This is a genomic window from Psychromarinibacter sediminicola (genome assembly GCF_029168335.1).
Lineage (GTDB): Bacteria > Pseudomonadota > Alphaproteobacteria > Rhodobacterales > Rhodobacteraceae > Psychromarinibacter > Psychromarinibacter sediminicola.
Map to the genome: position 1 here is coordinate 1 of NZ_JARGYC010000054.1, position 14023 is coordinate 14023.

Here is a 14023-nt window from a genome sequence, read left to right on the forward strand (position 1 = left end):
TGCTGACATGAAACATCCTCCTGAACAGGATGAATCACAAACAGTCCCACAAGGGAATCCCCCGCGACTCAGGGTTGCCCCGAAATGCTCTAGCGCGCGGCGACGCTCAGGTCGTGCAGGACGAGGACGACGCTCCTGCGGTCGGCCCGGTCGGCGGCGATGTCGCGCAGGCGGTCCATGATATCGCGCGTGTATTTCGGGTCCAGCGCGGCAAGGGGTTCGTCGAGCAGCATCCAGGGCGTCGCCTGGGCGTAGCTCATGGCGAGGAAGGCGCGCTGACGCTGCCCGCCCGACAGGGTCTCGACCTCGCGCGTGGCGAGAGGCTGCAGATCGAAGCGCTCCAGCGCGGACTCGGTGTGGCGGGCGTCCTCCCGCGTCGGGCGGCCCCGGTGATGCGGCCAGCGCCCGAAGGCCACGAGGTCGCGCACGCTGAGCCGCGGCACCGCGGCCGTGTTCTGGGTCAGGAGCGACAGGATCAGCGCACGCTGGCTCTCGCGCGCGGTGTGAATGTCGGTGCCGGCGATGCGGACGGTCCCCGTGTCGGGCGCGATGAGGCCGGCGAGCGCGTGAAGAAACGTGGACTTTCCGGCGCCGTTCGGGCCGATGATGGTCGTGATCCCGCCATCGGGACACCGCAGCGACACGTCATGCAGCGCGGGCGCGCCGCCGCGGGACACGGACAGATGCGTCACCTCGATCATGCCGGCTGCCTCCGGAGGACGAGCGCGAGAAACAGAAGGCCGCCCGCGAACTCCACCACGATCGCGAGCGCGGACTGAAGGCCGAGAACGCGCTCGAAGACCGTCTGCCCGGCAACCAGGATCGCCGCGCCGATGAGCGCCGCGGCCGGGATCAGGACGGCATGGCGATGCGCGCGCAGCGCGGCATGGGCGAGGCTCGCGGCGAGCAGCCCGAGAAAGGTGACGGGTCCGACGAGCGCCGTGGAGACCGACACCAAAAGCGCCACGATGCCGAGGGCCGCGAGGACCAAGCGGTTGTGGTCCAGGCCGAGGGTCCGTGCCTTTGTGCGGCCCAGCGCCGCGGCGTCCAGCGCGGGCGCCATGCGCCAGGCGGCGAGGAGCGCCAGCGTGAGGACGGCGGCGGCGATGCCGGCCTGGCCGTCATCCACCGTGTTGAAGCTCGCGATGCTGGCCTGCTGCACGACCGCGAACTCCGAGGGTTCCAGCAGGCGCTGCGCGAAGCCGGCGAGGCCGCGCAGGAGGACACCGAGGATCACGCCGGTCAGGATCATCCGGATGATGTCCTCGGCGCCCTTGCGGAAAAGGGTTCCGAAAAGCGCCATGGCGGCCGCCGTCAGGCAGGCCGCCTCGGCGAGGAACTTGGGCATGGCGGGCAGCGCCGAGAAACCGATGCCGCCGAGCGCCATGACGAGCCCCGTCTGGATGAAGACGAACAGCGCGTCGAACCCCACGATTCCGGGCGTCAGAAGCCGATTCGCCGCGACGGTCTGGAAGATCACGGTCGCGGCCCCCGTCGCGGCGCCGACCAGGATCAGGGCAAAGAGCTTCTCGGCCCGGAGCGACAGGATGAAGCCATAGGGCGCCCGCACCCCCCAGAGCAGGAACAGCGCCGTCACGAGGGCAAGCAGCCCGCCGAGCGCAAGGAGCCGTCGGTCAGCCATGGGCACGGGCCCGGGGCGCGTTCAGGAGCCAGAGGAAGATCGCCGCCCCCACGATGGCAAAGACCGTCGCGGCGGGGATCTCGTAGGGCCAGCGCACGATCCGCCCGATCAGGTCCGCACCGAGCACGAATCCGCCGCCCAGCATGGCCACCACGGGCAGGTTCCGCCTGAGGTTGTCGCCCCGGATCCGCGAGACGATGTTGGGCACGACGAGTCCGACGAAAGGCATGGCGCCGACGGTGACGACGACGACGGCCACGGACAGGGCCACGATGGCGAGACCGGCGAGCACCGTGGCGCGGTAGTCGAGGCCGAGGCTGCGCGCATAGTCCTCGCCCAGGCCGAGGATCGTGATCCGGTCGGCCAGGAGATAGAGTGCCACGGCAAGCCCCGCGATCAGCCAGAGAAGCTCGTAGCGGCCGCGCAGGACGCCCGAGAACTCGCCCGTCTGCCAGATGCCGATGAACTGCACGAGGTCGGTGCTCCAGGCGATCCAGAGCGCGGTGGCCCCGAGGATGCCCGCATAGATCAGCCCCACGAGCGGCAGGAGCATCGGATCGCGCCGCGGCACGTGGCGGGCGAGCAGGAAGAAGCCTGCCGTGCCGGCGAGCGCCGAGACCGCGGCGACGCCCATCTTGATCAGAAGCGCCGCGCCGGGGGCGATCAGGGTGACGGCAAGCAGCCCGATCATCGCCGCCTCGGGCGTGCCCGTCAGCCCCGGCTCCACCAGCCGGTTCTGCACCGTCTGCTGGATGACGACGCCGGCGAGCGCAAGACCCGCCCCCGCCAGCAGCGCGGCGCAGGTGCGGGGCAGCCGGCTGACCGCGAGGACGAGCCCCGCGTCGAGCTCGCCCCGCCAGAGATCGGCGGCGCCCACGAGGAGGCTCGCCCCCGCCAGGAGGACGAGCCCGACAAGGCCCAACGCGGCGCCGCGCACGGGTCAGCCCTCGGCGCCGCCGCCCGCGAAGGCCTGCGCGATCTGGCCGAGCAGGAGTTGCATCGACTGGATGCCGCCGCCGGCAAGGTAGATCGCCGCGCTGTCCAGATAGACGATCTGCCCCGTCTCGCCTGCCGTCGTGCCCTGGACGAGCGGATTGTCGAGCGTGACCGCCGCGGCCTCGCCGTCCTGTCCGATGGCCGCGGCACGGTCGATGACGACGATCCAGTCGGGGTCCACCTCGGCGATGAATTCGAACGAGACCGCCTCGCCATGGGTCTCGGCGGTGATCTCGCCATGGGCCTCGGGCAGGCCGAGCGCGATGTGGATCCAGCCGAAGCGGCTGTCGCCGCCATAGGCCGAAACGGTGCCGCCATTGGTCAGCAGGATCAGCGCGTCGCCCTTGCCCTCGACGGCGGCCCGCGCCTCGGCGAGTGCCGCGTCGAACGCGGCCAGCAGCGCGTCGGCGCGGTCCTCGCGCCCGAAGATCGTGCCGTAGGCCGTCACCCGGGCGCGGGTTTGGCCGATCAGGTCGTCGCCCCAGATCGTCATGTCGATCGTGGGCGCGATCTCGCTCAGCGGCTCCACCTGCGTCTGTGAACGGCCCCCGGCCACGATCAGGTCGGGCGCCATCACGGCCAGCGCCTCGAAATCGGGCTCGAAGAGGCTGCCGACGGGCGTTGCGCCCTCCACGGCCGGCGCGAGATGCGCCGGCGGCGTGAAGGCGGGCGCGCCGTCGATCGCGACGCCGAGCGCGTCCAGCGTGTCGATGGCCGCGAGATCCAGCGCCACCACCGTCTCGGGGGCCTGCGGGACGTCGGCAGGGCCCGCGGCGGTCTCGACGGTGACGGTCTGGGCGGAAAGGGCGAGCGGGGCGACGCAAAGAGCGAGGGTCGCGAGGGTCGTCTTCATGTGCTGGTCCTGGATGCGGGGACAGTCTTGGCTGTGACTGGCTGGACTAATCCGACTGTTTTTGTAAGGCTACGCCCGATCCGTATCCGAGGACGTGGCACGGCGCAACCTTGTCCGCTTTCGGTCGGCCGGGTCGCGCCGGAGGACCGCGTCGGTCGTCACGGCCGGGCGCCGCGCCGGAGGGTGCACCAATGCCGTCAGGCCGCGTTGGCCATGAAGAACGTCAGATGCGCGATGATCAACGGCCACAGGTAGGGCACGTGCAGAAACAGCGCGCCGTGGACCAGCCCCATCGCCAGCGCGCCGATCACCGGGAACAGCGCGCTCAGCGCGTTCGGCATCTGGAATATCTGGATCAGCGTGAACAGCGCCGCCGCGGCCAGGACCGCGAACAGGGCGCCGCCGGGCAGGAAGAAATTCACCATGACGGCGCGAAACACGAACTCCTCGGCGCCAATCTGCAGTCCGATGGTCAGCACCGCCACCGGCAGCGGCAACGCGCGGATATTGTGCAGGTAATGCCGCATCCAGCCGCCGCGGGCCAATGTCAGCCAGCCCTCCATGCTGCCCGGCACGCGCCGGGGCGCGACGCTTTCCGCCACCGCCATCGCGGTGCGGCAGATCAGCGATGCGGCGCCGGAGAGGCCGATCCCGAGAAGCACGCCGTAGAGCGCCAGCACCGGCGGAAACGGCCCCAGCCCCAGCTCCGCGACCGGAATCCGCAACAGGATCACCAGCCCGATGCCGAACGCCACATGCGCCAGCCCGACGAGCACCATGGAGATCATCGCCGACGCCGCCGAGACCGAATGCCGCGCGGTCAGCCGGCCGCGACGGGCCAGGTAGGTTCCGACGGCCGGGATGCGGGGGTTCAGATACCGGTAATAGGCGATGACCAGCACCGCCGCCGCGCCCAGCCGCAGGATCAGGTCCAGCCCCCCGGTCATCGCCGGACCGCCGCGGGCTGGGGCATCCGGATCGCGAAGCCGTTGCTGCGAAACACCAGCAGGTTGAAGACCACATGGACGGCCACGGCCCCCAGGACCGTGCCCGTGGCCAGGACCAGCCCCAGCGCCAGCACGGCCAGCGGCACCTTGCCGGCCGCGTGCCGCCAACCATAGGTCAGGTGCGACACGCAGAAGGCCGCGGTGGTGACGATCAGCGCCGCGACGTTCAGGGCCGGGTGCGGCAGCGACAGGGCCAGCGTCACCAGAAAGCCGCGGAAGATCACCTCTTCCTCCGCCGCCAGGACGATCAGATGCCACAGCCGGAACCGCGCGCCGCGCCCCGCCTCGCCGAACCGGGTCACGCTGCCGCCCCGTCGCGCCACCGCGGCCCGGCCGCCGCGCGTCGGCAGCGGGCGCGCCCGGATCGCCCGGATCCGCGGCTCCTCTGCCGCCGGCGCGCGCCGCGGCGCCGGTCTCTGCCGCCACCGGCGACCAAGCGCCAGGTCCAGCCGGAAGGCGGCCCATCCGGCCGCCGCCCCCGCGCCGAGCGCGACCGCGCTGCGCACGGCATCGGGCGGAAACAGCGCGCCCGCCGGAACGATCAGCGCCCCGAAGGCGATGATGGCCGCGTTCACCGCGACACAGACCGACGGCAGGGCCGCGGTCGCGTCGCCGCCCCAGCGCGCCGCGATATGGGCGGCGATGTTGAAACTGCCCAGCGACAGCGCCGCCAGGATGGCGACGCCGTAGGTGCCCGCCTCAGGGATAAGGGTGAGGATCTGCATGGGCGAGCCCGCCGAACTCCGCCAGCCGCGGATGCCGCAGCGGCGGCGCCCCGGGCAGGCACAGATCCAGCATCTCGGGCGACCAGGCCCGCATCACGCGAAAGCCCAGCGCCTCTGCCTCGCGGTCCGTCAGGTCGTGGACGTAAAGCCGCTTGCCCGCCCGGCGCAGCGCCGTGCCGATCAGGCGCAACTGGCCTTCGGCCGGCATCCTTTCGGGATCGGCCGGCAGATCCCGCGCCGGCCGCCCCGGCGCATCCGGAAACGCCGTGTCGATCCGGCCCAGATTGCCGCCCTGCGCATAGCCCGCGACATTGCCGTTCAGGTCGGTGTAGCGGCGCTCGCCGTCCACCGCCGCGGTGCCGATGGTGGTGGTGTCCGCCTGCTGGTCCAGCGCCGTGACCTTGGCCAAATGGGTCACCGCGACGCCTTCCAGCAGCGCCTTGTACATCGCTTCGGCCAGGTACATCCCCGAGCCGAGCCCGACACTGACCCGCGGCAGGATCCCGCGCGGCTGCCGCAGCACGCAGGCCACCGAGAATCCCGGCAGGTCGGGGCTTTCCAGCCAGTGAAAGGCGGGCTTTGGCGCCCGCGCCGGGAAATGCGCCGACACGATGCGGTCCACGGCCGCGGTGCGCGCGTCCAGTTCGATCCGCAGGCACGGCCGCGCCGCGTACCAGTTGCCCATCGCGGTGTCGATCTGCGTCAGCTCCAGGATCGCGTTCAGAAGCGCCTTGGCCCGCGTGACATGCGCCGCGGTGCCGGTCGTCACCGACGAGGTCAGCCAGCGCTCGCCCGCGTCGGCGCGCACCTGGTGGCCCAGAAACAGCAGTTGTGCCGGAATCCACAGCACGCCCTCGTCCAGCCCCGACCGCATCTCGACCCAGGCCAGCGGTCGGGTCCGGTCGAACGGGCGGAACGGAAACCCCGCCTGATCGTATTGCCATGGCTCGAACAGCTCCAGATACCGCGGGTCCAGCAGCGGGCGGCCGGCCGCCTCCATCGCCTCGTAGCTTGCGAATTCGGACCGGTAGCGCCCGGCGATCTGGCTCGACAGCTGCGCGTGCCGCTCCACCGCCTCGCCAAGGCCGCGGATCGTCGCCTCGTCGGCGGTCTGTCCGCTGCCGCCGATGTGGTAGGCGCCGCGCCCGGGGTCGGGCCGGCCCAGCCGCGCATGGATGCCGGTGATCTCGGCGCCGCAGACCGCAAAGCGCGGCTCGGTGTCGCCGCGCATGATGAATCCCATCTCCTGCACCAGCCCGCAGAACGGTCCCATCATCCGCTTCAGATAGCGGTGCGATACCGGCCGCGCGCCGGGGCCGAATTCCTGGCTCGACAGATACATGCGCGCTACTCCGCCTCGGCGAGCAGCGCCCGCATGTCGAAATAGAGCTGCGTGTCGTCGCGCTCGGGGCTCGATCCGCAGGCCGGGCAGCCCGACAGCGGCAGCACCTCGTTGAACGCGATCTCCATCGTCGGAAGATAGACCGACATCACCTTGCCCTTGGTGAAGCCGTTCCCCGTCAGCCGGAAGTTCAACAGCTCCAGCGCCGCGTACGACGCGAGCACCGCCTGCACCGCCGTCACCAACGGCGCCGGCCCGGTGCCCACGTCGCCCTGCGCCAGCGCCCGCTTGTAGCGGAGATAGCTCTCGCGCTCGCGCATATTCATCATGATCCGGGTTTCGAGGCATTCATAACAGGCGCCGCCCGCCTGCGCATCGAAGAGCGGCCCGATCAGCAGGAACGGCCCGTCCACCGCCACGTGCATCCAGGGGATGCCATGCGCCAGGCAGATGCGGTTCAGCGCCCGGGCGCGCAGCGGATGCACCACCGCGGCGGCCTCGACCAGCAGGCTGTCCTTGAGCGGCGCAAACGGCGCCACCGTCTCCGACAGCCGCAGCCCGTCCTCCAGCCACCCGAAATCCGACCCGTCCAGCAGGGCCGTCAACCGCTCGACCAGCGCCGTCTGCGCCGGGTCGCCGGGCGGCATGGGGGCGAGGCAGCGCGCGATCTCGGACGTCAGCTCGGCATCGCCCAAAAGATGGACGGGCCGCGGGTCGGCCTCGGCCGAGGGCGACATCGACAGGCTGGGGATCATCGTCTCGGCGTAGAAATCCATCGCCGTCGCCGCGCCGGTCTCGATCGCGCCCAGCCCCGTCAGATGGTCGATCAGCCCCTCGACCTCGGCCCGCGACACGCCGTTCCGCTTGGCGATCTCGGCCGGGGACGCCGTGCCGTCCAGCTGGCGCAGGAGCGTGTAGAGCTGACCGGACCCGGCGCTGTCCTCCAGCAGGTAGGAGACCGGGTTCCAGATGCCCGACCGCAGCTCCACCGCGTCGGGGCCGTGCGGGACGACCAGAAAGCTCGCCTTGATCCGTTTGTTCAGGTTTCCATGCATGATTTCGGTCTCCCGCCGTGAACGTCAGTATCCCGCGAACAGCGCATCGGCGCCGCGCCGGGTGCGCGCCGCCGCGGGGCTGTTCAGAAATTGCAACGTGATGAAGGCGCGGGCGATGGCGTCGCGGTCGAGCCGAATGCCCGCCGCGTCCCGCGTAAGCCGCCCCGCGCCGCCGAGGAAGGTCAACAGCGACGCCACCTCCGGGATCGCCGCCGCGGCCGCAAGCGACTGCCCGGTCCGCGCCGCCCAATCGTCGGCGGCGACCCCCTCCCACGTCGTCAGCGCCTGGTACATAAGACGCGAGGCGATGTCGCCGGCGGTGGCGGGCCGGTCCTCGTCGATGCGCTGGGGATCGGCCACATAGCCATGCAGCGCCCCGCGCTGCGTCGACTGGAACCGCCCGCCCAGAAGCGACGTGGCGCCGGAGCCGAAACCGGCCCAGTCCATCGTCAGCTGGAAATAGGCCATGTCGCTGTGGCAGCGCGGCGCGCCGAAATGGCTGAGCGCATATTCCGCCAGCCCCGCCTCGTTCAGCAGATCCCGTGCCAGATGGTAGGCCGCGATCTGCTCGTCCATGTCCAGCCGTCCGCCCAGCCCCTTGCCCAGCTGCCGCCGCGCCACGGTGCCGTGCGCCGGCCGGAACGGGTAGAGCGAGACATGGCTCGCCGGCAATTCCAGCGCCGCGCGGACCGAGGCGTCGACCTCGGCGAGCGTCTCGTCCGGCAGCCCGGTGATCAGGTCGATATTGATCGCCTCGAACCCCGCCGCATGCGCGTCCCACACGCTTTGCGCGCCGATCTCGGCGGAATGCGACCGCCCGATGGTGCGCAGCCGCCGGTCGTCGAGCGATTGCAGCCCGATGCTGATCCGCCGGAACCCCAGCGCACGGAACATCGCCAGTCGTTCGGGACTCAGGGTCTCGGGACTGCTCTCGATCGTCGCCTCGTCCAGATCGTCGAACGGGAAGACATCGCGCAGCGCCGCCATCACCGCCCCTGCCTCGTTTTCGGTCAGGATGCTCGCCGTTCCGCCGCCCCAATAAAGGATCCGCGGCCGGTAGCCCTGATCCATCAGCCGCGGCCCGACCGCGCGGATCTGCCGGCACAGCGCCGCGATGTAATCCGCGCGCATCGTGTTCCCGGCCGCGAGCCGCAGCTCGGAGACCGGGATTTCCTGCACCCAGTCGCAGAAATGGCACTTCGATGAGCAAAACGGGACATGGACATAGACCAGAAGCGGCCGCTCGGGGCTGATGTCCAGATCCCTCATTCCGCCGGCACGCCCAGAACAAGCGTGTGCAGCACCGTGCGATAGACGCCGTCCAGGCCCAGCGCCCGGTCCATCTCGGCATCGAAGTAGCTGGCGCAATCCACCGTCCCCAGGCCCAGCGCCGCCGCGGCCAGGTGGATGTTCTCGGTCATCGCGCCGATCTCGTGGAACACGAACCGCAGGCCCCGGCTGCCGTATTTCCGCATCGACCGCCAGGGCCGCGCAGCGAACAGCAGGACCGCGCCCGCCTGCGACAGCGAAAGAAGCTCTTCGGGCACGCCGAACGCGCCGGTCACGGACTCCAGCAGATCGCCGTCGCCTTCGCGGCACAGCACGTCCCGCACCGGGTTGTAGCGATAGACGCCGCGCGCCTGGCCCGTGACGTTCAAGGTTCCGAGAAACAGATCGACCGGATACAGCCCGCCGCCGCTGGGCGTCGTGCGAAAGGCCAGCGTCGCGGTCCCGCCCGCCTGAAGGCCCACATCCGCCTCGGCGGTGATCCCCTGCGCCGCGCGCAGCAGGCAGGCCAGGTCCGCCGCCTCGACCGGGTCGCCGGTGAACAGCCGCCGGCTGCGCCGCTGCGCCAGCGCCTCGCCCAGCGCCATGTCCAGCGGCGTGCCCGCGGGCAGCGGCACCTCGGCGCCGGGGTCTGCGGGCTCCGCCCCGGCGAGCGACAGCATCTCGACCGTGGCGTCGGTGAAATAGGACTGGATCGAGGTCTCGGCCTCGGGCGCGCTCCGCCGGAAGCGCGAGGCAACCAGGAACTCCTCCGCCGGCCCCTGCTCCGGATGGTCCGACTGCGTGCGGTATTTCAGCGAGGTGCTGCGGAAACTGGTCGAGGTCTTCCACAGGGCGACCGGCTTGTAGCCGTTGAAATAGACCGACATCTGCCGCAGCCGGCCCCGCGCCGCGGTGTCATGGCTTTCCTGCGTCATGGCGGCGCCTCCACGTTGAACGGGCGCGGCACGGGCCGCGCCCGGATGGCCTCAGTCGGCCGTCTTGCTGGTGAAGATGTCGGCGAGCCGTTCCGCCGCGTCGGCTTCGGCGGCGAGCTCGGCCTCGGTATCCGCCTCGCGGCTGCGGCCCTCGCCCAGCGAGTACCAGCGCTCGGCCTGCGGGTGGAACTCGATCAGGCCCATCAGGTTGCCGAACGGCGAGGACAGGACCGCCGCGCTGCCGATCGTCTCGCTGACGCTGCTGGCGCGCACGTCGTAGAGGTCGGCATAGATCTCGCGGTATTCCTCGGCGACCCGCGCCGGCACGTCCAGCTGGAACGGACCCGCCCGGCGGACGCCGCCTTCGCCCTCGGCGAAGTCCAGCGCGCTGTCCATGTCGTCGGTGGCCCAGTACAGCTTGGTCGTGTCCCAGGACCCGGTCGATTCCGTGATGGTCAGCCGAAGCCCGTCATCGTTCAGCACGGCATAGTAGCCTTCGTAGCTGTCGGTCAGCGTGCGCAGGAACTCCTTGCCGGTCAGCTTGGAATAGAATTCCACCGCCTTCTCGGGATCGGCCACCGGCACGTTGATCAGCACCAGGTTGCCGGACACGGCCGCGCCGGGCGTGTCCGCGTCAGGGCTGGAAGCGTCCCCGACGAGATCGCGCAGGCGCGCGAGTTCCTGTTCGATCGCCTGGATGGCCTCCAGGATATCCGCATTGCTCTGGGCCGAAGCCGGACCCGCCCCCACCGCCAGCGCGGCGGCCAGGGCTGTGGACAGGACAAGCGGGACACGGGGTGTCGATGGCAGGCGTAGCATCTCTCGGTATCCTTTCTGGCAAGACGGGAGCGGCCACGGCCAAGACGGTCTTGCCCATGCCTGTCCCGATGGTCGGCGAGGCGGCCGTGCCGCCCGGCTTCAACCCTTAATTGTTCTGGCCGGTAATCGCGCCGCAGCAGCAGCTGCTGCTGGTACAACCGGTGCAGCAGGTCGACGCCCCCGGAACCAGCATCATGTCGCTTTGCACTGGCAGGGCGTAGACGTGGTCCTGGCAGGCCGTGCGGTGTTCGACAGCAGTTGTTGTGGTGATCTTCATGGCGTCTCAATTCCTCCCGGTAATTGACGTCTGGATGATATTCACCAGAAGTCGTTCAATTAACACTTCGGAATCGCTGTATTCGATCAGCGTATCCAAATGCGATTCCGAACCGCTCGACGCAGTCTCGCAACAATATGAAATATGTGCCTCTTAACTCTGTAGAGCACCGCGTTTCGTCGGAAATTGTCAGAACTCGGCGCGCAAGATTGAGGCATCAATTTTCTGATATTAGATAGCAAAACGGAATGCCCGTCAACAGATTCGCTCGCCTATAGCGAGTCTTGACCGATGGTAAAAATCGCCTCATGGTAGCAGAGTTGTTTTGAGCACGTTTCCAGAGGAGCCCAAGCGGTGGCCGCCGTATTGCCATTTCCCGTCTCTCGCATAGCGTGCAGAACGCTTTGGACCATCGCGGCGTGCCTGCTGGCATCGGCCCCCGCTGCGGCCCAGGACGCCCCGCGCGTCTCCGGTTTCCAGTGGGATGCGAGCGTCGCGCCGGACGCGCATGTCCAGGTCGACAATCCGCTGGGCGACATCCGCATCCGCACCGCCGATGCGCCCGAGGTCTCGGTCTCCGCCATCATCCAGTCGCTGGGCCCCGAGGGATCGGATGCGCGCATCGCCGCCGAGGACACCGCCACAGGCGCCGCGATCGTCGTCGAGTCCGACGCGGGTTTTCTCGGGCGCGTCGACCTGTCCCTGGTGCTGCCGCGCGGCGCCTCGGCGGACCTCGCCACCACCGACGGTCTGATCGAGGTGAAATCGCTGTCGGGCGACGTCACCGCCGTCTCCGGCGCCGGCGACATCCTGGCCTTCGTGGGCGGCGGCCTTGTCGCCGAGACCGGGGCCGGCGACATCCGCGCGCTGCTGATGCCCGGCGAAACGCCGGTGCGCCTGACCACCGGCGACGGCGCCGTGCGGCTGCGCCTGGACGACGCGGACAGCGAAGCGATCGACCTGCGAACGAGCGGCGCGATCCGCCTTTCGGTGCCCGAGGCGCTGGATGTCGACGTCCTGCGCTCGGGCGACGGTGGGCTGACCGCCCGGATCGGCGCGGGCCGCCGCGAGATCGCCGTCACCAGCGGCAGCGGCGACGTCTCCGTCACCGTTCAGGCCAAGTCGCCCGACTCGGCGGCTGCCGAGCCCATCGTCATACCGGGCACGATACCGGGCACGGGGCCTGTCCCGCCCTCGCCGGAGTTCGAAGCCGGGGATCCGATCGTCGAGATCCCGCGCGGAAACTAGGCACCCTGCCGAGGAGGATGACATGCGCAGAAGACTCCGCCCCGCGACACTCGCCGCATGCCTGATCTGGGCCGCCGCGCCCGCCCCGGCACAGGACGTTCCGCCGCCCGACAAGTCCGAAGCGACGATCCAGCGCGAGCCCGAGGTGTCGCCCCGCTTCACGCCCACCCGCGTCGATGTCGATCTGAGCCGCCGTTCCCTGACCCGCACCTGGCGCGCCGGCGACGCGATCAAGGAGGTACCCAAGCGCGTCACCCGCCGGATGCTGGAGGAGGACCGCACCCCCGCCAACCCCACCGACCCGGGCCCCGACCCGCTGCTGGCGCTGCAGCGGGCGGCCGAGGCGGCGGGGCCGGATCGCCGGCTGTCCGAGCCGATCACGCTGATCGAGGGCGATTTCCAGGGCGCCAACCCGCCCGACACGGTCAGCGACGTGGGCGAGACCTATGTGATAACGATGATCAATTCGAACCAGGGCGCCCGGTTCACGATCTACGACAAGGCCACCGGCGCCGTCGCCGCGGGCCCGATCACGCTGGACACCATCGGCGCGATGGTCGACGCGGACGCGCCCTGCGCCAACGGGCTGGGCGATCCCATCGTGCTCTATGACAGCGCCGCCGGCCGCTGGATGCTCAGCGAGTTCTCCCAGCAGTTCGACCGCACGCTCTGCGTCTATGTCTCGGCCAGCACCGATCCGGTCTCGGGCGGCTGGTATCTGTATCAGTTCGAATCGGCGCGCGATTTCCCCGATTATCCGAAATACGCCGTGTGGCCCGATGCCTACTACATGGCCAGCAACGAATCCTCGCCCACCGTCTATGCGTTCGAGCGCGCCGCGATGCTGCAGGGGCTGCCCGCGCGGCACCTCAGCTTCACCGCGCCGGAGCTGTCCGGCTTCGGCTTCCAGTCGCTGCAACCGGCCGACCTCGACGGGGCGGACCCGCCGCCCGCCGGCACGCCGGGTCTGTTCCTGCGCCACCGCGACGACGAGGTGCACAATCCCAGCAGCAACGATCCGGCCCGCGACCTCATCGAGATCTTCGAGTTCCAGACCGATTTCGACACGCCCGGGGCCGCATCCTTCACCGGCCCGATCCGCATCGCCATGACCGAGATCGATTCCGATCTGTGCGGGCTGACCTCGTTCAGCTGTTTCACGCAGCCCGCGGGCGGCCCGCCGCTCGACCCGCTGCGCGAGGTGCTGATGTGGCGTGTGCAGTACCGCAACTTCGGCACCCACGAAACGCTCGTCGGCAGCATGGTCACCGATGTCGACGGCACCGACCGCGGCGGCATCCGATGGTTCGAGCTGCGCCGCACCGATGCCGACTGGACGCTGCACCAGGAAGGCACCTACGCGCCCGATGACGGGCTGAACCGCTTCATGCCCTCGGTCGCGATGGACGGCGAGGGCAACATGGCGCTGGGCTACAGCGTGGTGGCCGCCGACACGCCGGCCGGCGTCCGCTATGTCGCGCGCGCTGCCGACGACCCGCCGGGCACCATGCCACAGGGCGAGAAGACGCTGGCCACCGGCACCGGCCATTCCGCCAGCCAGCGCTGGGGCGATTACAGCTCGATGAGCATCGACCCCTCCGACGACTGCACCTTCTGGTATTCCAACCAGCATGCGCTGAACGGGCTTTACGCCGTCACCACCGGCGCCTTCGATCTGGACGGCTGCGGCGCAGCGGGCGACACTATCGTGCTGGAGCGCGACACGCTGCTGGAGCTGATCGACGCGCTCGATGCGCAGGCGGCCGAGCTGCGGCGCCTGATCGACATGCACAACGCGATCACCACGCTGGAAGGGGACATCGACGCCCTGCGCGACGTCGTGCAGGGGAACTGA

The 14023-nt window shown here is 70.0% G+C and carries 14 protein-coding genes; 2 read left to right on the forward strand and 12 right to left on the reverse strand.

Going from position 1 to position 14023, the window contains the following annotated elements; all coding sequences use genetic code 11:
- Positions 1–89: 89 nt before the first annotated feature.
- From P1J78_RS17540 to P1J78_RS17595, 12 genes are all read right to left on the reverse strand, one after another.
- Positions 90–701, reverse strand: a complete 612-nt coding sequence (locus P1J78_RS17540) for an ATP-binding cassette domain-containing protein (protein WP_275568679.1) — start codon at positions 699–701, stop codon at positions 90–92.
- Positions 698–1642 (reverse strand): iron chelate uptake ABC transporter family permease subunit, encoded by a 945-nt coding sequence (locus P1J78_RS17545; RefSeq protein WP_275568680.1) that lies wholly within the window; start codon positions 1640–1642, stop codon positions 698–700. Before P1J78_RS17545 ends, P1J78_RS17540 begins: the two co-directional genes overlap by 4 nt.
- A complete protein-coding gene (locus tag P1J78_RS17550; protein ID WP_275568681.1) occupies positions 1635–2579 on the reverse strand; it encodes an iron chelate uptake ABC transporter family permease subunit in 945 nt (314 codons plus the stop codon). The genes P1J78_RS17545 and P1J78_RS17550 overlap by 8 nt, the downstream gene beginning before the upstream one ends.
- 3 nt (positions 2580–2582) lie before the next feature.
- Positions 2583–3491, reverse strand: a complete 909-nt coding sequence (locus P1J78_RS17555; protein WP_275568682.1) for a siderophore ABC transporter substrate-binding protein — start codon at positions 3489–3491, stop codon at positions 2583–2585.
- Between the two features lie 197 nt (positions 3492–3688).
- Positions 3689–4438, reverse strand: coding sequence for a CPBP family glutamic-type intramembrane protease (locus P1J78_RS17560; protein ID WP_275568683.1), 750 nt, complete (start codon positions 4436–4438; stop codon positions 3689–3691).
- Positions 4435–5223 (reverse strand): CPBP family intramembrane glutamic endopeptidase, encoded by a 789-nt coding sequence (locus tag P1J78_RS17565; RefSeq protein ID WP_275568684.1) that lies wholly within the window; start codon positions 5221–5223, stop codon positions 4435–4437. Before P1J78_RS17565 ends, P1J78_RS17560 begins: the two co-directional genes overlap by 4 nt.
- Positions 5198–6565 carry a YcaO-like family protein gene (locus P1J78_RS17570; RefSeq protein WP_275568685.1) on the reverse strand — a complete coding sequence of 456 codons (1368 nt, stop codon included), beginning with the start codon at positions 6563–6565 and terminating at the stop codon, positions 5198–5200. Before P1J78_RS17570 ends, P1J78_RS17565 begins: the two co-directional genes overlap by 26 nt.
- 5 nt (positions 6566–6570) lie before the next feature.
- Entirely contained in the window at positions 6571–7620 is a 1050-nt protein-coding gene (locus P1J78_RS17575; RefSeq protein WP_275568686.1) for a TOMM precursor leader peptide-binding protein, read from the reverse strand.
- Between the two features lie 24 nt (positions 7621–7644).
- Positions 7645–8889 carry a coproporphyrinogen-III oxidase family protein gene (locus tag P1J78_RS17580; RefSeq protein ID WP_275568687.1) on the reverse strand — a complete coding sequence of 415 codons (1245 nt, stop codon included), beginning with the start codon at positions 8887–8889 and terminating at the stop codon, positions 7645–7647.
- Positions 8886–9824: a SagB/ThcOx family dehydrogenase gene (locus P1J78_RS17585; protein ID WP_275568688.1), complete on the reverse strand. Its 939-nt coding sequence runs from the start codon at positions 9822–9824 to the stop codon at positions 8886–8888. Before P1J78_RS17585 ends, P1J78_RS17580 begins: the two co-directional genes overlap by 4 nt.
- Before the next feature lie 51 nt (positions 9825–9875).
- Positions 9876–10643, reverse strand: coding sequence for a VOC family protein (locus tag P1J78_RS17590; protein WP_275568689.1), 768 nt, complete (start codon positions 10641–10643; stop codon positions 9876–9878).
- Between the two features lie 106 nt (positions 10644–10749).
- Complete coding sequence (locus tag P1J78_RS17595) at positions 10750–10920, reverse strand: hypothetical protein (protein WP_275568690.1); 171 nt, start codon at positions 10918–10920, stop codon at positions 10750–10752.
- Positions 10921–11274: 354 nt separating this feature from the next.
- Here P1J78_RS17595 and P1J78_RS17600 point away from each other — a divergent pair, with 354 nt between their 5' ends.
- Together P1J78_RS17600 and P1J78_RS17605 are read left to right on the forward strand one after the other, a co-directional pair.
- Positions 11275–12168, forward strand: a complete 894-nt coding sequence (locus P1J78_RS17600; RefSeq protein WP_275568691.1) for a DUF4097 family beta strand repeat-containing protein — start codon at positions 11275–11277, stop codon at positions 12166–12168.
- 22 nt (positions 12169–12190) lie between these two features.
- Complete coding sequence (locus tag P1J78_RS17605; protein WP_275568692.1) at positions 12191–14023, forward strand: hypothetical protein; 1833 nt, start codon at positions 12191–12193, stop codon at positions 14021–14023.